We start from the raw sequence: 25,659 nt of genomic DNA, 5'->3' as shown, positions 1-25,659 counted from the left end.
TGCGGATTGCCTGCCCTTGATCGGCACCCGCCTGCTCTGAAGCTTCAGTGTGTGCTGTTGAAAGGGCATGAGAGTGGTGCTCAGGCCCGCATTCCGGCACGCTCGCCCAGTAAAAAAGCTGCCACGTTTGACCGTGACAGCCTTTACAAATTTAACCTTAACTGACGAGCATCATACCTCAGGGTGCCCTTTTTTATTCTGAGGCGTCAGGATTTCAGCCGCGCCATATAATACGCGTCGATCAGTTCACCGTGCCGCATTGCGAAGCCCTTAGCCGTTCCCTCGATCTCAAAACCGAAACGACGATAAAGGGCGATGGCCGGCGCATTATCAACAAACACCGTCAGTTCCATCCGCGATACCTGCAGCCAGTTGTCGCACAAGCTGACCATCTCCTGCATCAGGGCACGGCCCACACCGCGCTGGCGGTAACGTTCGTCGACCCCCATGCCCAGCGTGGCGGAGTGACGCCGTCGGGCGCGCTCGGGCACTTCCAGGGCGCATTGCCCGACCACCTCGTCATCCATACAGGCGACCAATAGACGTACGCCTGGCTGGGGAGTGCTGAGCCGGGTTTGCCACATCTGTAACGACGAGTGGGGCAGATGTAGCGTATTCGCCTGGGTATCGGGCTGACTATAAATCCTGTGCAGTGCAGCCGCATCTTCCGGCATAACGTGGCGAATGGTTATCTCACTCATGGTGCCTCCCCCTGCGAATTAAATGGATAAATCCCTTTTAACATCAAGGGATTCACTCCAATAATCAACAAAAAATCGGCAAAATCGCTTTACAGACGCGAATGATAATGATTATTATTGCGATGCATTCTCGGGCAGTCGCCCGACAGCCTGAGAAAGCACGACATTGCTCACATTGCTTCCAGTATTACTTTAGCCAGCCCGGGTGCTGGCTTTTTTTTTGGCTGACACTCACCGATCGGCAGGGATAAGCAGCAGGCACTCTGATCATCGTATCCAGCAGGATGACCCTGCGGTTAATATGCTGTCTGGCCGCCAGCGTAACCGTCTTCCTCTTCGCCACCTCTTCAGCTACAGCCATCATTCAATCAAAAATAAAGCCAGAAGGTTATATTGGGTGGTGTCAGTTGTTAATAAAAAACCTGTGTGGCGGTTTTTTACTGCGTCCTGAAATACCGACACGAAACGGTATTGATGACGCGGGAAAATAAAGCCCGTGCGATGGGTTTATGAATAGCGATTAACATCACATTTTTCCCTACCCGTTGCCGTCGGCTGGTTAATAAATAACTTACCTTGATGCTAATGCTGTTATTTCAAAATTATCTGCTTTATTTAGCGGCTGGTTTACTCAATAATTTATTCTGTATATCCAGTAATGAGGTATTGATATGCGTTTTAATACGCTGTCCGATGGCGCCATTATTTCTGAATTGTGCTGCAGAATTAAAGAAACCCGTATGCAGCTTGGGCTCTCGCAGATTGAGCTTGCTGAACGCGCACGCGTCGGCACGGCCACCATTAAACGGGCAGAGTTGGGTGAATCAGTCACCCTGAGCACCTTAATTGGGATATTGCGTGGTCTTGGACGATTGCATCAGCTGGAGTCAATTTTGTCCGATTCACACATGCGAACCTTTAACGCGCAGTTTACCGCTGCGCCACCTGCCCGTATTCGTATCCGGAAAAAACAGAGCAGCCAGTCGCCGGCGGTGGATACCACTGAAGCTGTTGCTGAGCGTCCTGCCAGCGCAACCATAAATGAGTGGTACACCTCTTCTGAAGTGCGCAGCATGGTCTGGTCCGATCTGGCCACGGAAAGCGAATCAAAATAACCCGACTCACAGCATAACCTCTGTCAGGTTCGGGTTAATGAAAAAACCGCCAGCCTCGCCGCCAGCGGTTTTCAGGCCGTTACGATTCACATATCGCAACTTTGATCGCCAGACCGCCGCGGGCTGTTTCACGGTATTTGGCATTCATGTCTTTGCCGGTTTCATACATGGTTTCAATGATCTTATCCAGTGACACTTTGGGATCGCTGGTGCGGTACATCGCCATACTGGTTGAGTTAATGGCTTTGACGGCAGCAATCGCATTCCGCTCTATACAGGGCACCTGCACCTGTCCCGCAACGGGATCGCAGGTCAGACCAAGATTATGCTCCATGCCAATTTCAGCCGCGATGCAGACTTTCTCCGCATCGGCCCCCAGCAGTTCGGCCAGGCCCGCCGCCGCCATCGAACAGGCCACGCCGACTTCTCCCTGACAGCCGACTTCAGCGCCGGAAATTGACGCATTCATCTTATAAAGAATGCCAATTGCGCCTGCCGTCAGGAAATAACGCATATAGAGTTCAGGCGTTACCGGCTTGATGAATCGATCATAATAAGCCAGTACCGCCGGGATAATGCCGCATGCGCCATTGGTGGGGGCGGTGACCACCCGTCCTCCGGCGGCATTTTCTTCACTCACCGCCATAGCGAACATATTCACCCAGTCCATGGCACTCAGGGGATTAATAGACTGGCTCTGTGGTGCCAGAATGCGATGCAGAGAAGAGGCCCGACGCGGCACCTTCAGCGGACCGGGTAATACGCCTTCAGTACTGATGCCACGGGTAATCGCATTACGCATGGTTTGCCACAGTTGTGCCATGTTGTCTTCGACTTCACGGCGGCCATAGCGTGCTATCTCGTTCTTCATCATGACGGCCGACACCGACAGGTTGTTATTATGGCAATGCGCCAGCAGGTTACGGGCGGAGTAGAAGGGGAAGGGAATATCGACTTCGCTATCCAGGTTTTTACCAAAATCGTCTTCGGTGACAATAAAGCCGCCTCCGACAGAATAATAGGTCTGGGCGTGAACGATTTTTCCGTCACAAAAGGCGGTTATGCTCATGCCGTTTTCATGTAACGGCAGGAACTCGCTGTGAAAGCGCATGCACTCTGCCACCGGGAAGGTAATCTCCCGCCGCCCTTCTTCGATACGCAACTGTTGCAGCGTATTCACGTCGCGAATGATCGCTGGGATCTGATCGATATCCACGGTGTCAGGCAGATAGCCACTCAGGCCGAGAATAATCGCAATATCGGTATGATGACCTTTTCCCGTCAGGGAAAGAGAGCCATAAATATCCACCACCAGCCGGCTCACGCGATCCAGCTGGCCCTTTTCTTTTAGCGTATCAACGAAATGTTTACCCGCTTTCATCGGTCCGACCGTATGCGAACTGGATGGCCCGATGCTGATTTTAAAAATATCGAAAACGCTAATCATGATTCACCCATGCGGATTGCAATATGAAAGAGGCGCTGACCGGTACGGCAAGCGACGGCATTAGCTAACTAAAGAGAAAGCGATGGCGGAGATAGCAATCAGGCCAATGATGACGACAAAGAGATTACTCAGATGACCGCTATATTTGCGCATAGCCGGGACTTTATTAATGGCGTACATCGGCATCAGGAACAGGATCATGGCGATAACCGGCCCGCCCAGGGTTTCAATCATGCCAAGAATGCTGGGGTTGAGGGTGGCAACAATCCAGGTGGTAGCCAGCATAAAGAAGGCGGTGATCCGGTTCAGTTTATTAATTTCTATCGACTTGCCTTTGCTGCGAAGCGATTTAATCACCATGCCGTTGAAACCTTCACGCGCGCCCAGATAGTGGCCGAGAAAAGATTTGGTTATGGCGATAATGGCGATAATCGGGGCCATCCAGGCAATTAACGGGGCGTTAAAATGGTTAGCAAGGTAGGAAAGGATGGAAATATTCTGCGCCTTCGCCTCTGCCAGGTTTTCCGGGGAGAGACTCAGAACGCAGCTGAAGACGAAGAACATTACGGTGAGGACCATCATGATATGGGCACAGGCCAAAATGCGTGAACATTTTGATGCCGCCTGATCGCCGTACTCCTGACGCTTGGCTACCGCAAACGATGAAATAATCGGGGAGTGATTGAAGGAGAACACCATCACGGGAATGGCCAGCCACAGCGTGAGCCATAATCCGCCGCCGGTGGTTTCAGAACCACTCATCGAGAGCGTATCCAGAATGGCTCCGTTCCATTGCGGGATCAGATACAGCGCGAGCAGCATCAGTGCGGCCACGAACGGGAACACCAGAATACTCATCGCCTTCACGATAGCCTTTTCGCCGAAGCGCACGATGGCCATCATGCCGACAATCAGAATGAAAGCCAGTACCGCACGCGGCGGCGATATCAGGTGAAGCTGGTGGGTGAGAAAGCTGTCGACGGTGTTGGTAATTGCGACGCTATACACCAGCAGAATAGGGTAAATAGCAAAAAAGTAGAGCAGGGTGATGAGTTTTCCCGCGCCGATACCAAAATGTTCCTCCACCACTTCAGTAATGTTTTCTCCCGGATTCTTGCCGGAAAGAACAAAACGGGTGAGCCCACGATGGGCAAAGAACGTCATCGGGAAAGCCAGCAGTGCCATAATGATTAACGGCAGTAAACCACCGGTACCGGCATTGATCGGCAAAAACAAAACGCCAGCACCAATTGCAGTGCCATACAGTCCCAGCATCCAGACGGTATCGCTTTTTCTCCAGCGTGGAGTTTCATCTGATATCAGCGTATTTTGAACGGCATCCATAATTGGGTTCCTAATAATAATCAGAAATAAAATGAATCGGAGGGTATTTAAAGCAACAGGCTTTTTATTTGCTGACTATTTTAGTAGGGTTTATGAGGACAGGTTATTTACGGCGATCACATTATTCATTTTATAAATAAACTTTTAAGGTATCAAAAATCATCCCTTATTTAGCGTTATTTTTAAGGTATCATTTTTAATGCCTTAATAAGGTTGTGCGTGCTTTCACCTGAGCATAAATATGCCTGAGCCGGTGACGCGGCAAAATAAATTAACCGCTGACTATCCCGCGGCTATTATCCGGCAGATTTATCCGATTAACCTGTATGTCAGGTGTCCCCTTCATCCCTTCATCACATCCGGTTCGTTCGATCTGTTTCAGTGATAAGCCCGCTTTTGTTCAATGATTTTGAACAGAGGCGTGAAGTTTTTCAGCTATCAATCAAAGCGCCTCAGGGAGAGACTATAAAAAACATTGAGGAGATTTGAACATGATTTATGTACGTAAAGCTGAAGAACGCGGTCACGCTAACCACGGCTGGCTCGATAGCTGGCACACCTTTTCCTTCGCCAGCTATCACGACGCTAACTTTATGGGTTACTCCGCGCTGCGGGTGATCAATGAAGATGTGGTGGAAGGCGGCCAGGGTTTTGGTACCCATCCGCATAAAGATATGGAAATTCTGACCTACGTGCTCTCCGGAACCGTTGAGCATCAGGACAGCATGGGCAACAAAGAGCAGATCCCGGCCGGAGAATTCCAGATCATGAGCGCCGGCACCGGTGTGCGTCACTCGGAGTACAACGCCAGTGCCAGCGAGCCGCTGCATCTTTACCAGATCTGGATCATTCCTGAGCGTACCGGCATTGAGCCACGCTACGATCAGCGTCGCTTCCCGGATGTGCAGGGACGACAGCTGGTGCTGAGTCCGGATGCGCGTGATGGCTCGCTGAAGGTTTATCAGGATATGACCTTATCGCGCTGGGTGCTGGCGGCGGGTGAGCAGGACAACGTCGCAATTGATGCCGGTCGTCGCATCTGGATTCAGGTGGTTAAAGGTGATGTCACCGTTAACGGTCAGGCGGTCACCACCAGCGATGCGCTGGCGATCTGGGATGAAAGCGCACTGACCATTGAGGCCAGCAGCGCCGCCGAAGTACTGCTGTTTGATCTGCCACCGGTCTGATTCGGATACGGGCGCGCAACGTCGCGCCCGGTTGGCAATTTGGTGACAGAAAAGTGATAGACTCATCGTACTTAAGCTATGAGGGCGATCCCAGGCGCTACGATGAAGAAGAAAAGACCGGTATTACAGGACGTTGCCGATCGCGTCGGCATTACTAAAATGACCGTCAGCCGTTACCTGCGCAATCCTGAGCAGGTCTCCATTGCCCTGCGCGATAAGATTGCCGTGGCGCTGGATGAGCTGGGTTATATCCCTAATCGCGCGCCCGACATGCTTTCTAATGCGACCAGCCGCGCCATTGGCGTGCTGCTGCCGTCGCTCACCAACCAGGTTTTCGCCGACGTTCTGCGCGGCATCGAAGCCGTCACCGATGAGGCGGGCTACCAGACGCTGGTGGCTCACTTCGGCTATAACCCCCAAAAAGAAGAGTTACAGCTGCGCTCGCTGCTCGGCTGGAACATTGATGGGGTGATCCTGACCGAACGCACTCACACTCCCGGCACGCTGCGGATGCTGGAAGTGGCCGGCATTCCGGTGATTGAGGTGATGGACAGCGTGACGCCCTGCCTGGATATGGCGGTAGGCTTCGACAATGTGGAAGCGGCACGTCAGATGACCCAGGCTATTCTGCGTAAAGGCCATCGTTATACGGTTTACCTTGGTGCGCGGCTTGATGAACGTACGCTGCAAAAGCAGCGCGGTTATGAAGCGGCGATGCGCGAAGCGGGGCTGACGCCGCGCAGCGTGATGATGGAAGATGCCTCGTCGTTCAGCGCCGGTTGTGATCTGCTGCGAGAAGCGCAACGACTCTATCCTGAAACCGACAGTCTGTTCTGTACCAACGATGACCTGGCGGTCGGCGCGATGTTTGAATGCCAGCGGCAAGGGTTGCAGGTGCCGAGCCAGATGGCGATTGCTGGTTTTCACGGTCACGACATCAGTCAGGTGGTGACGCCGCAACTGGCAACGGTACTGACGCCGCGCGACCAGATGGGACGTGAAGCGGCGGCGCTGCTGCTGGCGCGTATCGCCGGTGACAGCAGCGTGAATCAACCGCTCGATGTCGGTTTTGAAATCAGTGAAGGTGGCAGCATCTGATTCTGGCGATTTTATGAGTCAGCTCACACTTTCGTGCTTTTCCCGGTAAAAAGGTTGCCAGGCTGTTAAGCGGTCAAGACAATGAGAAACGACATTGTTATCGGTAACATTGGCAAATTCATCCCTGCCGGAGCAGAAAAATGACAACGCAATCCCCGTCGCATCACGTTTTTATCCTGATGGGCGTTTCAGGCAGCGGTAAGTCTGCCGTCGCCAACCAGGTTTCGCATCAACTGAATACCGCCTTTCTCGACGGTGATTTTCTCCACCCGCGTGCCAACATCCTGAAAATGGCCGACGGTCATCCGCTGGATGATAACGATCGTCAGCCATGGTTACAGGCGCTGAACGATGCCGCTTTTGCGATGCAACGTACCCAGGCGATTTCAGTGATTGTCTGCTCGGCGCTGAAAAAAAGTTATCGCGATATTCTGCGTCAGGGTAATGACAACCTGCGTTTCGTCTATCTGAAAGGCGACTTCGACACCATCGAAGCCCGTCTCAAAGCGCGTAAAGGTCACTTCTTCAAGCCGCAAATGCTGGTCACTCAGTTTGCGACGCTGGAAGAGCCCGGCAGCGATGAGTCAGATGTACTGGTGGTGGATATCGATCATTCACTCGACGAGGTTGTGGCGGCTACGGTTGCGACTATCAGGGACGCAATCAGCCAGGGTTAGAGATGAATACCGCAACACTTGTTTTGACCGCAGCAGGCTCTGTCCTGCTGCTGCTTTTTCTGGTGATGAAAGCGCGCATGCACGCCTTTGTCGCCCTGATGTTAGTGTCGATTGGTGCCGGTTTGTTCTCCGGCATGCCGCTGAATCAGATCGCCGAAACCATGCAGAAGGGGATGGGCGGTACGCTCGGCTTCCTCGCCATTGTGGTGGCGCTGGGCGCGATGTTCGGCAAAATCCTGCACGAAACCGGTGCCGTCGATCAGATCGCTATCCGGATGCTGAAAACCTTTGGTCAGAGTCGTGCCCACTATGCGATGGGCATTGCCGGCCTGATCTGCGCGCTGCCGCTGTTTTTTGAAGTGGCGGTGGTGCTGCTAATCAGTATCGCTTTTGCCGTGGCGCGGCGTACCGGTGGCAATCTGGTCAAGCTGGTCATCCCGCTGTTTGCCGGGGTCGCCGCCGCTGCCGCCTTCCTGTTGCCTGGCCCGGCGCCGATGCTGCTGGCCTCGCAGATGCACGCTGACTTTGGCTGGATGATCCTGCTTGGCCTGTGCGCGGCGATCCCCGGCATGCTGATTGCCGGTCCGCTGTTCGGCAATTTCATCGGGAATCATGTCTCCTTCAGCGCACCGCCGGAAGATCATCAGCCGGATGTCGATGAGAGTAAGCTGCCGTCGTTTGGCTTCAGCCTGTCATTGATTCTGTTCCCGCTGGTGCTGGTCGGCCTGAAAACTATCGGCGCGCGCTTCACCACCGAAGGCACCCCTTTATATGAGTGGCTGGAGTTCATCGGTCACCCGTTTACCGCCATTCTGCTGGCGTTGCTGGTGGCGATTTATGGTCTGGCCTACCGTCAGGGCATGGACAAAGAGCGGGTGATGCAGGTGTGCGGCAGTGCGCTGCAACCGGCGGGTATTATTCTGCTGGTGATCGGTGCGGGCGGGGTGTTTAAGCAGGTGCTGGTAGATTCCGGCGTCGGCCCGGTGCTGGGTAATGCGCTGACCGGTGCGGGACTGCCGATTGCACTGGCCTGCTTTATCCTGTCGGGCGCAGTGCGGGTGATTCAGGGATCGGCGACGGTCGCCTGTCTGACCACGGTCGGCTTGATTATGCCGGTGATTGAACCGCTGCACTACAGCGGCGCTCAGCTGGCGGCACTGTCGATTTGTATCGGCGGCGGGTCGATTATCATCAGTCACGTCAATGATGCCGGTTTCTGGCTGTTTGGTCGCTTCACCGGGGCCAGCGAAGCAGAGACCCTGAAAACCTGGACTCTGATGGAAACCATTCTCGGCACCGTTGGCGCGGTGGTGGGGATGATCGCCTTTACGTTGTTATCGTAACGGCGTGGCCACTCTGGATGTTGTGTTTAACCGGTCTGTACCGGGCACTGGAGTCTGGAGGCCCATCCGTTTTCAGCGTTGTTGCTATGTAGATTGATAAAAACTGAGGCACGGCCGTCCCTGACGTTAAGGACGGCGGTGCTGGCTGCTCATCGCAACGCTGTTTCGGTACGACTGTGATGCTGCAGAGAGGTAGCTACAGCGCTAAAGGCTCAGCCACGAGAAGATGTCGATGGGATCAACCACAGCCTGCCAAAACCCAGCTCACCGACAGTAAATCCGCACTTCCTCCCGGACTTAAATTGCGCGCAATCAGAGCCCTGTCCATTTCTGAGAGCGCCTCACGATCCCAGCCTTGAGCCAGTAGCTGACGCGCATATCCTTGCACAAAGTGCAGCCCGGCCATACCGCCACGTGATACTAGGTTACTGTCCTGATTAACGGCTAACAGATGTAACAACAGCTCATGAAGCGTTCCTCCCTGCCAGAGCGGCAGCACCTTGCGCACGGTGGCAAATCCGCTTTCTGCCTCGCCGCGTGCGCCGGTTAACCCGAATTGCTGATACTGCCGCTCGCCTGCCGTCGCCAGGCCTGTACAGCTAGCGAGTTCACGATCCACCAGGCCCCGGCACAGGCGACTGACTTCGCGGCAGAGCATCCGGGCATCGGGATACGACAGGCGCCCGGCGGCAAAGCAGAGTAAACCCAGGGCGAATATCCCGCCTTTATGCGTATTGACTCCACCGGTTGCTGCATACATCGCCTGTTCACAGGCGATCCCCATGGGGCGAATCAACCGAAGCTGCTGCTCTGCAGGTTTATCCGCATGCTCAAATCCCAATTCGGTAAACCGTGAGAACCAGGGCGTGATGGCATTAATACTTCGGGCAAACATCGCGTGGTTCATATCACGATGCGAACCGTTATTGAGCTTATCTACCAGCCCCGGTTTAGGCGTCAGCGCCAGTTCAAGCCACAAGGCCTGTTCTGCAAGACCGGCTACATCAGGAACGCGTGGTTTAGTCGCGAGTAAACCAGTCATTAATTATCTTCTCCACGCAAGCAACGACCTGATCAACCGGATGCCGACGTGAACGGGAACAAGCATGTGCCGGTTGGTCGCATACCAGACAGCGGCGTATATTTCTCCCTAACGAGAGGCGGCCGATGTGTCCGTTGACCGGGCAAATCACGTCCAGGTCCCACAGTCTGCCAAGAGGGTGAGTATGTTCCAGCTCAGCGCAATGGGCTTTGATTTCTGTCGCTGGATGAGCCACACACCATAAGGCCTCCGGGCCCGTGGGTAGCCACAAAACGGTGCGGTTAAGCACTTTCCAGTGGTGGTTTCGCAACAGTTGATCGCACATTTGCAGCGCCTCCCCCATGGTGTTGCGATAGCGCTGATTGTCTTTGACCTCTCCGGGCGTGACCAGCGTAAGGGAAATAATGGGTTGTCTGTAGAGCCTGAGCCAGTTAGCCTGACGCGCCGCACGGTGCTCTCGTGCCGTCAGCATTGCCTCCAGGCTGATAGCTCCTGGCAGGGATGTCTCTGTCGACATGCGCATTATTTCTTCACCTGTCGTACCGTATCGATCACGCTGCCGTCACGGTAGCGAATGACGCCCACAATCCTGTCGGTATACTCAATCGGTGTCGGCACGCCAACCAGAGAAATCGCCCGGTCATATAACGCTTCAATAGTCACAATGTTTAAACCTGCCGCTTCAAGCCGCTCACGGATTTCCGGGCGTGCCGGGTTCACTGCGATACCGTGATCGGTAACCAACACATCGATACTTTCACCTGGCGTCAGGCGCGTGGTAACCCGCTTCACGACGGTCGGTATGCGGCTTCGTACTAATGGCGCCACGATAATGGTCAGATTTGCTGCCGCGGCAACATCACAGTGTCCACCGGATGCGCCGCGCATTACCCCGTCCGAGCCGGTGATAACGTTCACGTTGAAATCTGTATCAATCTCCAGCGCACTGAGGATTACCACATCAAGCTGGTCACAGCTTGCGCCCTTGCTGCCGGGATTGGCATAAACGTTGGTAGAAATCTCAATATGATTTTGACTTGTTGCCAGCGAAGCCGCCGCCTCGCTGTCAAAGCACTGCGTATCCAGCAGCGTTTCGATTAGCCCCCTCTTATGCAGGTCCACCAGGCTACCGGTAATGCCCCCCAGCGCAAAGCGCGCTTTTATGTCGTGTCGCGCCATTTTGTCGCCCATAAAGCGGGTGCAGGCCGTGGCGGCTGCGCCAGAGCCGGTCTGCATCGAAAAGCCGGGGTTGAAGTAGCCTGAGAATTCAATCACTTCTGCTGCATAGCGGGCAATCATCAACTCACGGGGATTGCTGGTGACCCGCGCTGCCCCCACGCTAATCTTCGCCGGATCCCCCACGCTTTCAACCTGGACAATGTAATCCACCTGATCCTGCACCAGGCTGGCGGGTGTATTAGGAAAAGGCACCATCTCTTCAGTAAGTAACACGACTTTCCGGGCAAAATGGGCATCTACCATGGCGTAACCCAGTGAGCCACAGCAGGATTTGCCGTGTATACCGTTAGCATTGCCAAACGCATCGCTACAGGGTACGCCTAAGAATGCCACGTCGATTTGAAGCTCTCCGTCCTGCAACAGTTTTACGCGGCCGCCGTGAGAATGAATCTGCACCGGTTCGTCCATCAGTCCGTGTGAAATAGCATCAGCGAGTTTGCCGCGCATGCCGGAGGTGTAGATTCGGTTGATTACGCCATTTTTAATATGCTCAATCAGGTTTTCGTTGCAGCTCATCAGCGAACTGGAAGCCAGCGTCAGATCTTTAAATCCCATTCTTGCCAGTAGTGCAATCACGTTATTAATCACCCGATCGCCTTCACGAAATGCGTGATGAAAGGAGATCGTCATCCCATTCTGTAAGCCACTGCGCATGACGGCGTCTTCTACGGAGTGACACAGTTTGCGATACCGTTTCGCCTCAGCATCAGCGAGCCACGGGGCAGTGCTACTGGCAGTATTAAATGCTGTTAAGCTTCGCAGATGGGGAAAGTTAGTGTGGAGACGTTCTGTCTGATTCATGTGAAATCCTTAACGACGTAAGCCTGAGGCAGCCGCGCGTTCCAGCAACCTTTGCGCATGCTCAATAATCGGTGCATCAACCATTTTGCCGTTGAGCGACACGACGCCCAGGCCGTTGCGCTCGCCTTCTCTGGCCGCTTCTGTCACCCGCCGGGCGTAATCGACTTCAGGCTGGGTTGGCGCATAAGCGTTATGTAGCAGGTCAATCTGGCGAGGGTTAATCAGCGATTTACCGTTAAAGCCCATTTTGCGGATCAGCTCCACTTCACGCAGAAAGCTAGCCTCGTCGTTAACGTCTGACCACACCACGTCAAAGGCATCGATCCTGGCGGCCCGTGCGGCATGCAGTACGGCACAACGGGCATAAAACAGCTCGGTGCCATCGCCGCGCTCCGTCTGCATGTCCATCACATAGTCAAAAGCAGCCAGTGCGATACCGATCAGGCGCGGCGTGCTGCGGGCAATCGCCACGGCGTTAATCACGCCAGTTGCAGACTCAATGGCCGCCATCACACGCGTAGACCCCACTTCACGCCCGCATTCACGTTCAATACGGACAAGGTGCTCTTCAAGCTCATCGATATCTTCAGGTGTATCCGTTTTTGGCAGACGAATCACATCTGCTCCTCCACGAACCGCGGCTTCAAGATCCAGCAAACCAAATGGTGTATTCAGCGGGTTAATGCGTACTACGGTTTCAATCTGCTGGTACATCGGGTGCTGCAGTGCATTGAAAACCAGCAGGCGCGCACTGTCCTTCTCGCGCAGGGCGACTGCATCTTCAAGATCAAACATGATGGAGTCCGGACGGTAGATAAAGGCTGTAGAGAGCATGGCTGCATTGGCTCCCGGTAAAAACAACATGCTGCGACGGAGTGGGCTCATTGCATTTTTCTCCAGTCGATGGACGGTTCGTCAGCTGCGCGAAGTACCGCGCTTTGCAGACGGGCTCGAATCACGCAGTCCAGCGCGCCTTTATCCTGAATACTAATCAGCCCTGTGCGCACGTTCAGGGTTCGTAATGTCTCAGTGACCACCTGACGAATCTGTTCGCCAAACTGCTTAATCACTTCACTGTTGATGATAATTTCCAATTCGTCAGCCGCCGGAGCGACTTTCACCATCAGGTCGCTGGACTCCTGCGTGCCAGCTAGCGCTTCCCTTACAATATTCATCTCAATTTCCTGATAGTTATGCACTCTCTTTGCGGGTGCCAGAGTGCGCTTTGAGGTACGCGAAAGTGGAGGCCGGAACAATTCTCTGAATGCGTGAAAGCTGTTCGGTTTTAAATAATCGACGAACTTCGGACGCCGAAATGGCCGTGCCATTCGCTTTGAGCCGCTGCATTTCTATGACCTCGATTTGCGAAGCGAGTAACAGATGCAGTGTCTGGTTGTACTGACGGGTAAGCTCGCAGAACGGCTCCGTGCCGATAAAACGATGGGTAATGCCTAAGGCGGGGGCGATAAAATTTCGAAAAATCAGGACGTCAATTTCACTCCACGCCTGCTGTACTTTGACGCTCTCTTTCAGGAAATAGGCCGGGAAGGTCGCGCGGGAAATAATGTATTGTGAACTTTCGTGCACGGACACATTCGACAAATGTGCGACTCCTGCTTTCACCATATTCAGGCGGTCAGCAAACGAAAAGAATGAGGTGTCTTGTTGCACCACGAAGAGATGCAACCAGTCGCACTGCTTCACCGCCTGCTCGACTAAGTGGAGATGTCCCAGGGTGAAGGGATTGGCATTCATTACAATCGCACCGATGCTGTCGCCTCTCCTGCGTAGCGCGCTGAGCGATCGGCAGTAGCGCTCAATACCCTGCGAGGTGTTTTCAAGCAGCACGGCGTTATCACCACTTTGTGCAATCGGCCAAAAACCGCAACGCGCAAAACGCGCCTGGTTAACGGGTCGGCAGCATAGGAACAGGTGGAAGTGGCCACGCGCCAGCGCGGCGTTCTCGACTTCTGTCAGCAGTCGGCTGCTGAGATTGATCCCCCGTAGGCGCTCATTGACCGCCACACACTTAATCACGTTAGCGGCAAGCCCCGCACATCCCACCAACTGCGTACCAGACCAGGCTTCAACAAATAGCGTGACATCGTTATCCAGCGCCAGTCCGCTGTCTGCCAGTAAACAGCGAATCGGCACCAATCGTTCCGGATGTTTTGACACCACCGTCAGGCGGAAATCGAGAGTAGTTTGTCTGTACATAACGCGGCACCTAGTACGCTGTCGTCAGCACATGTGCTGGCGCTTCCACAATCATATTGCTGAGATGACCGATATTTTCTATTTCGACCTCAATACAATCTCCCTCCTGCATAAACAGCGGTGGATTACGCTTTTTACCTACGCCGCCTGGCGATCCGGTGATGATCACATCGCCCGGACTCAGGTGAGTGAACGTGCTGATGTACTCGATCAACTCAGCGACCGTATGGATCATGCTGCTGGTGTTATCCTCCTGTACCATGCGGCCATTGAGCCAGGTGCGGATCGCCAGTTGATGAGGATCGGGGATCTCATCTGCTGTCACCATCCAGGGACCAAACGCGCCGGTCTGACGCCAGTTTTTTCCGGCGGTGTACCAGCTATGCTGCCAGTCACGCGCAGACCCATCCATGTAGCAGCTATAACCGGCCACATGGTGCAAAGCGACTTCACGACCGATGTTCTCGCCACCTTTTCCTATGATGACCGCCAGTTCGCCTTCGTAGTCGAATTCGCTGGAGTGATGTGGCTTAAGTACCGGTGATTTATGGCCGGTTTGAGAGTCCGGAAAGCGGACAAACAGCGTAGGTGCGGGATCATGCTGGTCGAACTCCTCGCGCTTGGCGGAATAATTCATACCTACGCAGAGGATTTTCCCTGGCTGCTCGATAACCGGTAAAAAAGTGATTTCGTCTATTAGCATGTCAATGCTATCGCTGAGATAGCATCTGGCCTCTGTAAGGCCGTTGCCCTGTAGTAGCGCTTTCAGGTCGATATAGCGATCGCCCAGCCGCTGGCCCAAATCCACCACACCGTCGACTTTTACGATACCGTAGCTGCGTTTACCTTCATGGATATAGCTTGCAAGTTTCATGATGATCTCCTGAAGAATTAAACGAGGAAGTTGCCCAAAATCAGCAAGGAAACGGAGACGTTAATTGCGCCACCAATACGGGTTGCAATCTGGGCGAAAGGCATCAGGCTCATACGGTTACCGGCGGTAAGAATGGCTACGTCGCCGGTACCTCCTTGTCCGCTCTGGCAGCAGGAGACGATGGCAACATCAATGGGATGCATTCCTATCTTTTTACCCACCATGAACCCGGTCGCCACCAGGGCAGAGACGGTGCTGATAATCACCAGCAGGTTGCTCACAGTGAAAGCATTTACCAGTTCTTGCCACGGTGTGATTGCCACGCCCACAGCAAAGAGAATCGGATAGGTCACAGAGGTCTGGAAGAACTTGTACACCACCTGCGAACCTTCCAGAAGGCGCGGTGATACTACGTTACAGAGCTTGACCAGCACGGCTATAAACAGCATGCCAACCGGTGCGGGCAGGCCGATCAATTTGTGGCCCAGCATACCCAGCATGTAGAGCAGTACCGCCAGTAGCGCACCGGAGGCAATAGTGGTCACATCCATTTTGCCAGAGACGGCGGGCGGAGAAGAGGTGGTGTCCACATTTGCACAGTCAGGCATCAACTGGCCTTCGCCGGTCAAATGCGGAAAGCGCTTACCGAGTTGGTTCAGACAGCCGGAGATAATAATGGCCGTCAGGCTACCCAGCATGACCATCGGCAGCACGCGGCCAAGCGCAACGCCCTGGTCCATATGCAGCAGCGTAGCGTAGCCGATTGAAAGGGGAATGGCGCCTTCTCCTACTCCGCCGGCCATAATCGGTAAAATGATGAAAAAGAAGATCTGGAAAGGCTCAAGACCGAGCGCGACACCCACGCCCATTCCGACGAGCATACCGACGATTTCACCGCACACCATCGGGAAGAAAATACGCAGGAAACCCTGAATCAGGACGGTACGGTTCATGCTCATAATGCTGCCGACAATGATGCAGCAGATATAGAGGTAAAGAATATTGGTGGATTTGTAGAACCGGGTGGTGGACTCCACAACCACATCGGGCAGAAGGCCGTAATAGACCATTGCGGACGGAATAAACGTCGCGCAAATTGCCGCTGCACCGAGTTTACCGATAATCGGCAGGCGCTTGCCAAACTCACCGCATGCGAAGCCGAAGAACGCCAGCGTGGCAACCATTACCACGATGTCGCTAGGGAGTTTGCCGCCAAGGCAATCAATTGCTATTAACACACCCGCTAATACAAATAGCGGCAGGGGAATAATACCTACTTTCCAGGTGTCCATAATGTGCCACCAGCGCTCCTTGAACGAGGGTCGCGTGATATTTATTGGATCATTGATTGTTGGAATGGAATCGTCAGTTGTGCTCATAAGTAAGCCTCTTAATTAGCGAAGCATTAACTTTACCGGCGCAATGAATAATTTTTTGTGAGAGCTGGCGCTATTAAAAGTGAAGTTTTTATGGTCTATGTGGTTTTAATGGTTTTTTTAATTTAATGTGATTTTGCTTTTAATCGCCCATGTGGTTGTAATGGTTTTTTTTCATTATCGAACAACTGCATAACATTTTTGTATTTAATCTTTGAGCAGGGTTGTTTTTAAAATACTATCTAAAAATGGCTCTGTGCAAGGGATCGCAACTTTCATCTAAACCGCTAAGCACGCTGAGAAAAGGTGGTATATTCGCTGCTCCCATCGTCCTATGCGTGGCAGTGATAATAATGACAATTCAGATGAGAGTTTCGTTCCAGATAAAATTGTTTATTTCACTGGTGATTTTTTTCTCCGGACTCTTTGCGCTGCTGGCAGGCTATTATTATTTTGATGTGGCCCGGGAACTGTATAAGGAAATGAGTCTTCGGGCAAAAATACAGGCGGAGGAAATTGCGCTTATTCCTGATTTGCGTAAAGCGGTGGAGGAAAAAAACAGCACTGCAATCCGTCAATTTATGCGCCAGATAGCCGGGCGTAGCGACGCCAGCTTTATTGTGGTTGGTGATAATAAAGGAATACATCTGTTTCATTCGGTGTTCGAGGAGCGGGTAGGCACCACATTGGTCGGTGGTGATAACGACGCGGTGTTACAAGGTAAAAGCACGACGACAATCCGCGAAGGTGGCCTCGGCATTTCACTACGGAGTAAAGCGCCTGTTTTTAACGCGACCGGGCAGGTTGTGGGTATCGTTTCCGTTGGCTATCTCACCAGTTATCTCAACACCATTACCGTCAGTAAGGTCGTCAACATTCTGATTGCTGCTGTACTGCTGCTGTTTGCCCTGTTTGTTTTCTCATGGTTTTTTACCCGCAGTATTAAAAAGCAGATCTTCTCACTGGAGCCGCGCGAGATTGGATTTCTGGTGCGTCAGCAAAAAGCCATGATGGAGTCGATTTATGAAGGGGTAATAGTTATTGATCGTGACTTACAGATTGAAGTGATCAATCAGGCGGCCCGTAAGCTGCTGGGTTTGCCTCAAACCGCGAAGGAATTGCGTGGTCAGCTGATAAGTCAGGTGATTCGGCCGGTTTCATTCTTCACATCCTCAACCATGCTAAGCAAAGATACCCACGATGAAGTCTGCCATTTTAACGATCTTACGGTGATCGCCAGTCGCGTAAGAGTGATGCTGGAAAATACGTTACAGGGCTGGGTCATCACCTTTCGCGATCGCAACGAAATCGACATCCTCAGTGCTCAACTCAGTCAGGTAAAACGCTACGTTGATAACCTGCGCGTTATGCGTCACGAACAGCTTAATCTCATGACGATACTTTCCGGCCTGTTGCACATGGGACGTTATGAAGAAGCGATCGATTTTATTCAGGCGCTGTCGGCGCACGAGCAGGAGCTGCTGGATTTTATCTCCTCACGCTTCTGTTCACCGATGCTGTGTGGCCTGCTGTCAGGAAAATCAGCCCAGGCACGTGAGAAAGGCGTTGAACTGCACTTTGACGCTAGCTGCCGGCTGGACAAACCGTTCGCGTCAATGCCGGAAGCTGAACTGGTCTCCATCATCGGAAATTTGCTGGATAACGCCATCGAATCGACCCACCGTGCCTCACGCCCGTATCAACCGGTTGAAATACTGATCAGGTTGAATGCGTGTGAACTGATTATTGAGGTGGCTGACCAGGGCATCGGTATCAAGCCGGAGATCCGCGACAGACTATTTGAACGTGGCATCACCACCAAAACCCAGGGCGATCACGGCATCGGCCTGTACCTGATTGAGCGCTATGTCACTCACGCAGGTGGCGTGATTGAAGTGGCTGATAACACCCCCCGGGGCGCTATTTTCTCGCTTTTTATTCCTGTCACGGCAGCCGAACGGCACCTGTATCAGGAACCGGAAGAGAACGACTATGCAACATGAATCTATCGATGTACTTATTGTTGAAGACGAGAAAGAGCTGGCCCAACTTCACGCCGAGCTTATAGATAAGCATCCGCGTCTTCGGCTGGTGGGCATTGCCTCATCACTTGCCGAGGCACAGACCTTAATGACCCGTTTAAAGCCGCAGCTGGTCCTGCTGGATAATTACCTGCCTGATGGTAAAGGACTTGCCCTGGTCAGCAATCCTTTGCTGACCCATGCTAACTGTTCTGTCATTTTTATCACCGCAGCAAGTGATATGGACACCTGTAGCCTGGCGATCCGCAACGGTGCGTTTGATTACATTCTCAAACCCGTCTCCTGGAGGCGACTTAACCAGTCACTGGAACGCTTTGTACAATTTGCTGAACAGCAGCGGATCTGGAAGATTGTCGATCAGCAAAACGTCGATTTACTCTATCAGCTGCAGGCTAAAAACTACCGTCAGGATAACGGCAGCAAAGGGATCGAAGAGTACACGCTGGCACGGGTGCAGCGCTTTTTTAACGAAAGCGACAGACGCAGCTTCTCAGTAGACGAAGTCGTCAGCAAAACGGGACTGAGCAAAACCACCACACGGCGCTATCTGGAACACTGCGTGGAGGCAGGATTTCTGAGGGTAGAAATGCTATATGGAAAAATTGGACACCCGCGGCGCATGTACCGGCGGAGTGAGGATTGACAGGTGATTCATTTCTGCACGCTTCCCCCGATGACAGGGGGAAGCGTGCACTGACTACAGCTTCAGGTAGGCCCGAATCCCATCGAGGAACATCTGGGTCGCCAGCATAATCAGAATCAATCCCATCAGCCGCTCCAGCGCATTCACCCCTTTGTCGCCCAGCAGGCGGAGGAACAGGCCCGACAGCAGCAAAATACCGACCGTTACGCCCCAGGCAATCAACAGTGCGCCCACCAGATGCGTCATCTGTTGTGGGTACTGATGTGACAACAGCATCAGGGTCGCCAGCAGCGACGGTCCGGCGACCAGCGGGATCGCCAGCGGCACCAGGAATGGCTCTTCGCCTGCCGATAAGCCAGTACTGCTGCTCTCCGCCGACGGGAAAATCATCTTGATGGCGATTAAGAACAGGATTACCCCACCGGAAATCGACACCGTCTCGGTACGCAGATTCAGAAAAGCCAGAATGCGCTCACCGGTAAACAAAAACAGCAGCATGATGATTAACGCGATCAGCATTTCACGTATCAGTACCACTCGCCGCCGTTTCGGTTCCAGATGCTTTAAAACCGACATAAAAATGGGCAAATTGCCCAGTGGGTCCATAATTAACAACAATAATATGGTTGCTGAAATCATTTCAGTCATTCGTTTTGCGCCGTCTCGTGATCTAAAAATGGCTGTTATTAGTTACGCTGCTGAAAAAGTTAGCGTAATCGAATTAATTCACTTGCCAGAAAGCCTGCATTTTGTAGAGTTGGTAGTCACAGGTAAATCTTATTATTACGCAGAGCGACGTGAAATTAACACGTCGTTCTCTCCTCTGAAATGAAAAGCAGGTGTGAAACCGCCTGAGACGGACACGACATGAAGAATGTAGGTTTTGTTGGTTGGCGCGGTATGGTCGGCTCAGTGCTGATGTCCCGCATGAGCGAAGAGCGTGATTTTGATCTCATCAATCCGGTCTTCTTCTCGACGTCGCAGCACGGCCAGGCCGCACCCGCCTTTGGCGGTAAGCAGCAGGGCGTACTGCAGGATGCATTTGATATCGAGGCGCTGCGTGCGCTGGATATCATCATCACCTGCCAGGGCGGCGATTACACCAGCGAGGTCTATCCGAAGCTGCGCGAGAGTGGCTGGCAGGGTTACTGGATCGATGCCGCCTCTACGCTGCGGATGAAAGACGATGCGATCATCATCCTCGATCCGGTTAACCATCAGGTGATCCGTGAAGGTATCGATCGTGGCATCAAGACGTTTGTCGGCGGAAACTGCACCGTCAGCCTGATGCTGATGTCACTCGGCGGGCTGTTTGCGCAGGATCTGGTGGAGTGGGCCTCGGTGGCGACCTATCAGGCGGCTTCAGGCGGCGGTGCGCGCCATATGCGTGAGCTGCTGACCCAGATGGGCATGCTGCACGATCACGTGGCACCTGCGCTGCAGAATCCGGCGTCAGCCATTCTCGACATCGAGCGTAGCGTCACCGATTTCACCCGCTCCGGTACCCTGCCGACCGATAACTTCGGCGTGCCGCTGGCTGGCAGCCTGATCCCGTGGATCGACAAGCAGCTGGATAACGGTCAGAGCCGTGAAGAGTGGAAAGGGCAGGCGGAAACCAACAAGATTCTCGCCACCCGTAATGTGATTCCGGTTGATGGACTGTGTGTACGCGTCGGTGCGCTGCGCTGTCACAGCCAGGCGTTTACCCTGAAGCTGAAACGCGACCTGCCGCTGGCCGAAATCGAGCAGCTGCTGGCTGCGCATAATGAGTGGGTCAAAGTGGTGCCGAACGATCGCGAACGGACAATGCGTGAACTGACGCCAGCGGCGGTGACCGGCACGCTGACCACGCCGGTTGGCCGTCTGCGTAAACTGAATATGGGACCGGAGTACCTCTCCGCCTTTACCGTCGGTGACCAGTTATTATGGGGGGCGGCTGAACCGCTACGCCGTATGCTGCGGTTGTTAACCAACTAATCGATGAGACTCGCCAAGGGCCGGATTTATCCGGCCTTTTTTGTTTTTGTTGCGGCATCTTTGCGCTGCCGTTTCGCTTACTAAGTGATCAGCTTCCCTTTTTTACCGCTCGGTGAATAATTTTTTGTTTTCAGCCATGGCAACTGCCGCTACCAAGCTATGATTTAACCATGATGTGCCGCAAGTTGACTGTTTTGCTTTCCGGACTAAATGGTTGTTGTACACGGCAAAGACACTTTTCCCATGGAATGGCCTGACTCCTTTTGTCGTCGTACGTATGGCTCAATGAAGAGCAGTGCATTTGAAGCGCGACGAGCCGTGTCGTGTTGCTCATTTCGCCTGCCAAATATCACAGGAAGAAAGTCATGTCAGAGCTTCCCGATCGCGATGCGATCAATGCCCTGTTTGCAGGTAATTATTCTGACCCGTTTGCGTTACTGGGGATGCACCAGACTCAGCAAGGCCTGGAAGTCAGGGCGTTGTTACCTGAAGCGCTTGAGGTGTGGGTAATCGAAACCTCCACCGGGCGCAAACTTGCTCAGCTGGCGTGCGAAGATGCACGCGGCTTCTTCAGCGGCGTGATCCCACGCCGTAAAAACCGTTTCCGCTACCAGCTGGCGGTGAACTGGCACGGTCAGCAGAACCTGATCGACGATGCCTACCGCTTTGGCCCGCTGCTGCAGGAAATGGACCTGTGGCTGCTGGCCGAAGGGACCCACCTGCGCCCTTACGAAACGCTGGGCGCCCACGGTGACGTGATTGATGGCGTCACCGGTACCCGTTTCTGCGTCTGGGCGCCCAATGCCCGTCGCGTGTCGGTAGTGGGTGATTTCAACTTCTGGGATGGCCGCCGTCACCCGATGCGCCTGCGTAAAGAGATGGGCATCTGGGAGCTGTTTGTGCCAGGCGCGGTTAACGGCCAGCTGTATAAATTTGAAATTATCGATGCCAACGGCCAGCTGCGCATCAAAGCGGATCCGTTCGCCTTTGAAGCGCAGATGCGTCCGCAAACGGCTTCGATGATTTGTGGTCTGCCCGATGCTATTGAGATGAAAGAGGAGCGCAAGGCGGCCAACGCCTTTGATGCGCCGATCTCAATTTATGAAGTGCATCTCGGTTCATGGCGACGCCATACCGACAATAACTTCTGGCTGAGCTACAAAGAGCTGGCTGAGCAGCTGGTGCCCTACGTCAAAGAGATGGGCTTTACCCATATCGAACTATTGCCGATCAACGAACACCCGTTTGATGGCAGCTGGGGTTATCAGCCGCTGGGCATGTATGCGCCAACCCGTCGCTTCGGAACCCGTGACGAATTCCGTGCCTTTATCGACAGCGCCCATGCCGCCGGCCTGAACGTGCTGCTGGACTGGGTGCCGGGCCACTTCCCGAGTGATGACTTTGGTCTGGCAAAATTTGATGGTACTGAGCTGTATGAACACAGCGATCCGCGTGAAGGTTTTCATCAGGACTGGAACACCCTGATCTACAACTTTGGCCGGCGCGAAGTCAGCAACTACCTGTCGGGTAATGCGCTCTACTGGGTCGAACGCTTTGGCATTGATGGTCTGCGCGTCGATGCGGTGGCGTCGATGATTTACCGCGACTACAGCCGCGCTGAAGGCGAGTGGGTGCCTAACCAGTATGGCGGGCGTGAAAACCTCGAAGCGATTGAGTTTCTGCGCTACACCAACCGCACGCTGGGCACCGTGGCCTCCGGCTCGGTGACCATGGCGGAAGAGTCGACCGATTACCCTGGCGTGACGCGCCCGACCGAAGGCGGCGGGCTGGGCTTCTGGTTCAAATGGAACCTCGGCTGGATGCACGACACGCTCGACTACATGAAACTCGATCCGATCCATCGCCGTTATCATCACAACCTGATGAGCTTCGGCATGATGTACAACTACACCGAGAATTTTGTGCTGCCGCTGTCACACGACGAAGTGGTGCACGGTAAGCGCTCGATTCTCGACCGCATGCCGGGCGACGCGTGGCAGAAGTTCGCCAACCTGCGCGCCTATTACGGCTGGATGTGGGGCTTCCCGGGCAAGAAACTGCTGTTTATGGGCAATGAGTTCGCCCAGGGCCGCGAGTGGAATCATGACGTCAGCCTCGACTGGCATCTGCTGGAAGGCGGTGACAACTGGCACCACGGCGTGCAGCGTCTGGTGCGCGATCTCAACCATACCTATCAATATTACACGCCGCTGCATCAGCTCGACTTCGATCCGCAGGGATTTGAATGGCTGGTGGTCGACGATGCGGAGCATTCGGTGTTTGCCTTTGTCCGTCGCGACCGTGAAGGCAATGAAGTGATTGTGGTCAGTAACTTTACGCCGGTGCCGCGGCCGGGATATCGCTTTGGCGTAAACCAGCCAGGCAAGTGGCGCGAAGTGCTGAATACCGACCAGCATGAATATCACGGCAGCGACGTGCGCAACCACGGTGTGCATACCGATCAGCAGCCGAGCCATGGGCGACCGCAGTCGCTGAGTCTGAATCTGCCGCCGCTGGCGACCCTGTGGCTGGTGCGGGAGGGCGAATGACCATAACGGCCGGCGATCCGCAGCCGCCTGGTGCCAGTTACGATGGCAAAGGCGTCAATTTCACCCTGTTTTCACAGCATGCCAGCCGCGTTGAGCTATGCCTGTTTGATGAAAACGGCGTGGAGCAGCGTATCGATCTGCCGGGCCGCAGCGGCGATATCTGGCATGGCTATGTTCCGACGCTAAAGCCAGGGCAGCGTTACGGCTATCGGGTTCACGGTCCATGGGCGCCCCGCCAGGGGCATCGTTTTAACCCGGCTAAGCTGCTGGTCGATCCTTGCGCCCGCGCGGTAGAAGGCGACGTGCCGGACGATGCCCGTTTTCACGGCGGCATTAACGCGCCTGACCCGCACGACAGCGCGGCGATCGCGCCGAAGTCACGGGTGGTGGCCGAAGATTTCGACTGGCAGGACGACGTTGCGCCGCGTACGCCGTGGGGCAACACGGTGATTTATGAGGCGCACGTGCGCGGCCTGACCCGGCAGCATCCGGAAATTCCGGAAACGCTGCGCGGCACTTACGCGGCGCTCGGCCATCCTGTTATGGTGGATTACCTGCGTCGTCTCGGTATCACGGCGATTGAACTGTTGCCGGTTGCCCATTTTGCCAGCGAACCGCGTTTGCTTCAGTTGGGGCTGAGCAACTACTGGGGCTATAACCCGTTTGCGCTCTGGGCGGTCGATCCGCGCTACGCCTCCGGACAGGATGGGCTGACCCCGCTGCAGGAGTTTCAGCAGGCGATCAAAAACTTGCATGCGGCCGGGATAGAAGTGCTGCTGGATGTGGTGTTTAACCACACCGCCGAACTGGACGCCATTGGCCCGACGATTTCAATGCGCGGCATCGATAACGCCAGCTATTACTGGCTGGACGAGCAGGGCGACTACCAGAACTGGACCGGCTGCGGCAACACGCTCAATCTGCATCATCCGCAGGTGATGGCGTGGGCGCTGGATGCGCTGCGCTACTGGGTGCGCGTCTGTCACGTCGACGGTTTCCGTTTTGATCTGGCACCGGTGCTGGGGCGTACGCCCGACTACCAGCGCGATGCACCACTGTTTGAGGCGATACGCGCCTGTCCGCTGCTGTCACAGGTCAAGCTGATTGCCGAACCCTGGGATATCGGACCCAATGGCTACCAGGTCGGCCATTTTCCTGCGCCGTTTGCTGAATGGAACGATCACTTCCGCGACACCGCGCGACGTTACTGGCTGCACGGTGCGATGAGCAACGGCGAGTTTGCCCGTCGCTTTGCCGCCTCCAGCGATCTTTTTCAGCATGAGGAGCGGCAGCCACACGCCACCGTCAACCTGATCACCGCTCACGACGGCTTTACGCTGTGGGATGTGGTGAGCTTCGAACGCAAGCACAACGAAGCCAACGGGGAAGATAACCGTGACGGACACGGCGATAACTACAGCCATAACCATGGCAAAGAGGGGCTGAACGTCAGCTTCGATGTGATTGAGCGCCGCCGTCGCAGCGTGCGGGGCTTGCTCACCACCCTGTTACTGTCGCAGGGCACGCCGATGCTGCTGGCGGGCGATGAGCGCGGCCACACGCAGCACGGTAACAACAACGCCTACTGTCAGGACAACGCCCTGAGCTGGCTTGACTGGCAGGCGGATGAGAAGGGATTGGTCGGATTCACTGCGGCCCTGATCCAGCTGCGTCAGCGCATTCCGGCGCTGACGGCGGATCGCTGGTGGCAGGAAGGTGATGGCAATGTGCAGTGGCTCAATGCCGGTGGCCAGCCACTGCAACACGATGAATGGGCACAGGGGACGCATAGATTGCAGATCCTGCTGTCCGGCCGCTGGTTAATAACAATAAACGCCACGGACTCGGTGAATGACATCGTGTTACCAGACGGAGAATGGCGTGCCCTTCCTCCTTTCGCCGGGGACGATAACCCCATCCTGTTAACTGTCTGGCATGGTCCCGCACACGGTGTGTGCGTGTTCCAAAAGCAATCATAAGGAGTCAG

At 54.2% G+C, this 25,659-nt stretch carries 23 protein-coding genes; 11 read left to right on the top strand and 12 right to left on the bottom strand.

The features are described from left to right. Nucleotides 1-206: 206 nt before the first annotated feature. A complete protein-coding gene (locus tag FHW04_RS09155; protein WP_089561856.1) occupies nt 207-701 on the bottom strand; it encodes a GNAT family N-acetyltransferase in 495 nt (164 codons plus the stop codon). A 671-nt stretch (nt 702-1,372) separates the two neighbouring features. Between FHW04_RS09155 and FHW04_RS09150 the strand changes: the two genes are divergently transcribed. Continuing rightward, nucleotides 1,373-1,816 carry a helix-turn-helix domain-containing protein gene (locus tag FHW04_RS09150; protein WP_089561855.1) on the top strand — a complete coding sequence of 148 codons (444 nt, stop codon included), beginning with the start codon at nt 1,373-1,375 and terminating at the stop codon, nt 1,814-1,816. 79 nt (nt 1,817-1,895) lie between these two features. Here the strand turns inward: FHW04_RS09150 and FHW04_RS09145 are convergent, their stop codons facing one another. Together FHW04_RS09145 and FHW04_RS09140 are read right to left on the bottom strand one after the other, a co-directional pair. After that, nucleotides 1,896-3,263, bottom strand: a complete 1,368-nt coding sequence (locus FHW04_RS09145; RefSeq protein ID WP_089561854.1) for an L-serine ammonia-lyase — start codon at nt 3,261-3,263, stop codon at nt 1,896-1,898. Between the two features lie 60 nt (nt 3,264-3,323). Further along, complete coding sequence (locus FHW04_RS09140; RefSeq protein ID WP_089561853.1) at nt 3,324-4,607, bottom strand: HAAAP family serine/threonine permease; 1,284 nt, start codon at nt 4,605-4,607, stop codon at nt 3,324-3,326. Between the two features lie 491 nt (nt 4,608-5,098). Between FHW04_RS09140 and FHW04_RS09135 the strand changes: the two genes are divergently transcribed. From FHW04_RS09135 to gntU, 4 genes are all read left to right on the top strand, one after another. After that, a complete protein-coding gene (locus FHW04_RS09135; RefSeq protein WP_031375625.1) occupies nt 5,099-5,794 on the top strand; it encodes a pirin family protein in 696 nt (231 codons plus the stop codon). A 102-nt stretch (nt 5,795-5,896) separates the two neighbouring features. After that, nucleotides 5,897-6,892 (top strand): gluconate operon transcriptional repressor GntR, encoded by a 996-nt coding sequence (gntR, locus tag FHW04_RS09130; protein WP_089561852.1) that lies wholly within the window; start codon nt 5,897-5,899, stop codon nt 6,890-6,892. A gap of 140 nt (nt 6,893-7,032) precedes the next feature. Beyond that, nucleotides 7,033-7,569, top strand: a complete 537-nt coding sequence (gntK, locus tag FHW04_RS09125) for a gluconokinase (RefSeq protein ID WP_031375627.1) — start codon at nt 7,033-7,035, stop codon at nt 7,567-7,569. 2 nt (nt 7,570-7,571) lie between these two features. Continuing rightward, nucleotides 7,572-8,912: a gluconate transporter gene (gene gntU / locus FHW04_RS09120; RefSeq protein WP_069729847.1), complete on the top strand. Its 1,341-nt coding sequence runs from the start codon at nt 7,572-7,574 to the stop codon at nt 8,910-8,912. A 238-nt stretch (nt 8,913-9,150) separates the two neighbouring features. On the opposite strand, the gene citG is transcribed toward gntU, so the two are convergent. Genes citG through FHW04_RS09080 form a run of 8 tightly spaced genes read right to left on the bottom strand, consistent with a single transcriptional unit; the run spans nt 9,151 to nt 16,464 of the window. Further along, nucleotides 9,151-9,954: a triphosphoribosyl-dephospho-CoA synthase CitG gene (gene citG, locus FHW04_RS09115; RefSeq protein WP_089561851.1), complete on the bottom strand. Its 804-nt coding sequence runs from the start codon at nt 9,952-9,954 to the stop codon at nt 9,151-9,153. After that, nucleotides 9,932-10,471: a citrate lyase holo-[acyl-carrier protein] synthase gene (gene citX, locus FHW04_RS09110; RefSeq protein ID WP_089561898.1), complete on the bottom strand. Its 540-nt coding sequence runs from the start codon at nt 10,469-10,471 to the stop codon at nt 9,932-9,934. Before citX ends, citG begins: the two co-directional genes overlap by 23 nt. Before the next feature lie 5 nt (nt 10,472-10,476). Continuing rightward, nucleotides 10,477-11,994, bottom strand: coding sequence for a citrate lyase subunit alpha (gene citF, locus FHW04_RS09105; protein WP_094106162.1), 1,518 nt, complete (start codon nt 11,992-11,994; stop codon nt 10,477-10,479). A gap of 9 nt (nt 11,995-12,003) precedes the next feature. Continuing rightward, the gene (gene citE / locus FHW04_RS09100) at nt 12,004-12,879 is read right to left on the bottom strand and encodes a citrate (pro-3S)-lyase subunit beta (RefSeq protein ID WP_089561850.1); all 876 of its coding nucleotides are present in this window, start codon (nt 12,877-12,879) and stop codon (nt 12,004-12,006) included. Then, on the bottom strand, nt 12,876-13,169 hold the full coding sequence (gene citD, locus FHW04_RS09095; protein ID WP_089561849.1) for a citrate lyase acyl carrier protein: 294 nt from the start codon (nt 13,167-13,169) through the stop codon (nt 12,876-12,878). Before citD ends, citE begins: the two co-directional genes overlap by 4 nt. 16 nt (nt 13,170-13,185) lie before the next feature. Beyond that, nucleotides 13,186-14,211, bottom strand: a complete 1,026-nt coding sequence (gene citC, locus FHW04_RS09090; protein ID WP_089561848.1) for a [citrate (pro-3S)-lyase] ligase — start codon at nt 14,209-14,211, stop codon at nt 13,186-13,188. 10 nt (nt 14,212-14,221) lie between these two features. Further along, nucleotides 14,222-15,085, bottom strand: coding sequence for a fumarylacetoacetate hydrolase family protein (locus FHW04_RS09085; RefSeq protein WP_089561847.1), 864 nt, complete (start codon nt 15,083-15,085; stop codon nt 14,222-14,224). Between the two features lie 17 nt (nt 15,086-15,102). Beyond that, nucleotides 15,103-16,464: a 2-hydroxycarboxylate transporter family protein gene (locus tag FHW04_RS09080; protein WP_089561846.1), complete on the bottom strand. Its 1,362-nt coding sequence runs from the start codon at nt 16,462-16,464 to the stop codon at nt 15,103-15,105. A gap of 362 nt (nt 16,465-16,826) precedes the next feature. Between FHW04_RS09080 and FHW04_RS09075 the strand changes: the two genes are divergently transcribed. Both FHW04_RS09075 and FHW04_RS09070 read left to right on the top strand, forming a co-directional pair. Beyond that, a complete protein-coding gene (locus FHW04_RS09075; RefSeq protein ID WP_089561897.1) occupies nt 16,827-18,464 on the top strand; it encodes an ATP-binding protein in 1,638 nt (545 codons plus the stop codon). Then, nucleotides 18,454-19,146, top strand: a complete 693-nt coding sequence (locus FHW04_RS09070) for a response regulator (protein WP_089561845.1) — start codon at nt 18,454-18,456, stop codon at nt 19,144-19,146. The genes FHW04_RS09075 and FHW04_RS09070 overlap by 11 nt, the downstream gene beginning before the upstream one ends. 54 nt (nt 19,147-19,200) lie before the next feature. Here FHW04_RS09070 and FHW04_RS09065 read toward each other — a convergent pair whose 3' ends face one another. Further along, nucleotides 19,201-19,752 carry a YhgN family NAAT transporter gene (locus tag FHW04_RS09065; RefSeq protein WP_236566404.1) on the bottom strand — a complete coding sequence of 184 codons (552 nt, stop codon included), beginning with the start codon at nt 19,750-19,752 and terminating at the stop codon, nt 19,201-19,203. Here FHW04_RS09065 and FHW04_RS09060 point away from each other — a divergent pair. From FHW04_RS09060 to glgX, 4 genes are all read left to right on the top strand, one after another. Next, nucleotides 19,643-19,978, top strand: coding sequence for a hypothetical protein (locus FHW04_RS09060; RefSeq protein ID WP_236566415.1), 336 nt, complete (start codon nt 19,643-19,645; stop codon nt 19,976-19,978). The two genes, FHW04_RS09065 and FHW04_RS09060, sit on opposite strands and share 110 nt — an antisense overlap. Before the next feature lie 35 nt (nt 19,979-20,013). Beyond that, nucleotides 20,014-21,123 carry an aspartate-semialdehyde dehydrogenase gene (gene asd / locus FHW04_RS09055; RefSeq protein WP_031375630.1) on the top strand — a complete coding sequence of 370 codons (1,110 nt, stop codon included), beginning with the start codon at nt 20,014-20,016 and terminating at the stop codon, nt 21,121-21,123. 365 nt (nt 21,124-21,488) lie between these two features. Further along, nucleotides 21,489-23,672 (top strand): 1,4-alpha-glucan branching enzyme, encoded by a 2,184-nt coding sequence (glgB, locus tag FHW04_RS09050; RefSeq protein WP_031375631.1) that lies wholly within the window; start codon nt 21,489-21,491, stop codon nt 23,670-23,672. Further along, a complete protein-coding gene (gene glgX, locus FHW04_RS09045; protein ID WP_089561844.1) occupies nt 23,669-25,651 on the top strand; it encodes a glycogen debranching protein GlgX in 1,983 nt (660 codons plus the stop codon). Before glgB ends, glgX begins: the two co-directional genes overlap by 4 nt. Nucleotides 25,652-25,659: the final 8 nt, after the last annotated feature.

The organism is Pantoea sp. AN62 (genome assembly GCF_050432985.1).
GTDB classification, from domain to species: Bacteria; Pseudomonadota; Gammaproteobacteria; order Enterobacterales; family Enterobacteriaceae; genus Pantoea; species Pantoea brenneri.
This window is presented reverse-complemented; position numbering and strand designations above follow the sequence as displayed.

What these genes read in the sequence shown, in the direction of transcription:
- gntR (WP_089561852.1), top strand. Translation starts at nt 5,897, where the DNA reads ATGAAGAAGAAAAGACCGGTATTACAGGACGTTGCCGATCGCGTCGGC.
- gntK (WP_031375627.1), top strand. Translation starts at nt 7,033, where the DNA reads ATGACAACGCAATCCCCGTCGCATCACGTTTTTATCCTGATGGGCGTT.
- gntU (WP_069729847.1), top strand. Translation starts at nt 7,572, where the DNA reads ATGAATACCGCAACACTTGTTTTGACCGCAGCAGGCTCTGTCCTGCTG.
- asd (WP_031375630.1), top strand. Translation starts at nt 20,014, where the DNA reads ATGAAGAATGTAGGTTTTGTTGGTTGGCGCGGTATGGTCGGCTCAGTG.
- citC (WP_089561848.1), bottom strand. Translation starts at nt 14,211, where the DNA reads ATGTACAGACAAACTACTCTCGATTTCCGCCTGACGGTGGTGTCAAAA.
- FHW04_RS09060 (WP_236566415.1), top strand. Translation starts at nt 19,643, where the DNA reads ATGATGATTAACGCGATCAGCATTTCACGTATCAGTACCACTCGCCGC.
- citE (WP_089561850.1), bottom strand. Translation starts at nt 12,879, where the DNA reads ATGAGCCCACTCCGTCGCAGCATGTTGTTTTTACCGGGAGCCAATGCA.
- citF (WP_094106162.1), bottom strand. Translation starts at nt 11,994, where the DNA reads ATGAATCAGACAGAACGTCTCCACACTAACTTTCCCCATCTGCGAAGC.
- FHW04_RS09070 (WP_089561845.1), top strand. Translation starts at nt 18,454, where the DNA reads ATGCAACATGAATCTATCGATGTACTTATTGTTGAAGACGAGAAAGAG.
- FHW04_RS09155 (WP_089561856.1), bottom strand. Translation starts at nt 701, where the DNA reads ATGAGTGAGATAACCATTCGCCACGTTATGCCGGAAGATGCGGCTGCA.
- glgX (WP_089561844.1), top strand. Translation starts at nt 23,669, where the DNA reads ATGACCATAACGGCCGGCGATCCGCAGCCGCCTGGTGCCAGTTACGAT.
- citG (WP_089561851.1), bottom strand. Translation starts at nt 9,954, where the DNA reads ATGACTGGTTTACTCGCGACTAAACCACGCGTTCCTGATGTAGCCGGT.
- FHW04_RS09085 (WP_089561847.1), bottom strand. Translation starts at nt 15,085, where the DNA reads ATGAAACTTGCAAGCTATATCCATGAAGGTAAACGCAGCTACGGTATC.
- FHW04_RS09135 (WP_031375625.1), top strand. Translation starts at nt 5,099, where the DNA reads ATGATTTATGTACGTAAAGCTGAAGAACGCGGTCACGCTAACCACGGC.
- FHW04_RS09140 (WP_089561853.1), bottom strand. Translation starts at nt 4,607, where the DNA reads ATGGATGCCGTTCAAAATACGCTGATATCAGATGAAACTCCACGCTGG.
- FHW04_RS09065 (WP_236566404.1), bottom strand. Translation starts at nt 19,752, where the DNA reads ATGGACCCACTGGGCAATTTGCCCATTTTTATGTCGGTTTTAAAGCAT.
- citD (WP_089561849.1), bottom strand. Translation starts at nt 13,169, where the DNA reads ATGAATATTGTAAGGGAAGCGCTAGCTGGCACGCAGGAGTCCAGCGAC.
- glgB (WP_031375631.1), top strand. Translation starts at nt 21,489, where the DNA reads ATGTCAGAGCTTCCCGATCGCGATGCGATCAATGCCCTGTTTGCAGGT.
- FHW04_RS09150 (WP_089561855.1), top strand. Translation starts at nt 1,373, where the DNA reads ATGCGTTTTAATACGCTGTCCGATGGCGCCATTATTTCTGAATTGTGC.
- citX (WP_089561898.1), bottom strand. Translation starts at nt 10,471, where the DNA reads ATGTCGACAGAGACATCCCTGCCAGGAGCTATCAGCCTGGAGGCAATG.
- FHW04_RS09145 (WP_089561854.1), bottom strand. Translation starts at nt 3,263, where the DNA reads ATGATTAGCGTTTTCGATATTTTTAAAATCAGCATCGGGCCATCCAGT.
- FHW04_RS09075 (WP_089561897.1), top strand. Translation starts at nt 16,827, where the DNA reads ATGAGAGTTTCGTTCCAGATAAAATTGTTTATTTCACTGGTGATTTTT.
- FHW04_RS09080 (WP_089561846.1), bottom strand. Translation starts at nt 16,464, where the DNA reads ATGAGCACAACTGACGATTCCATTCCAACAATCAATGATCCAATAAAT.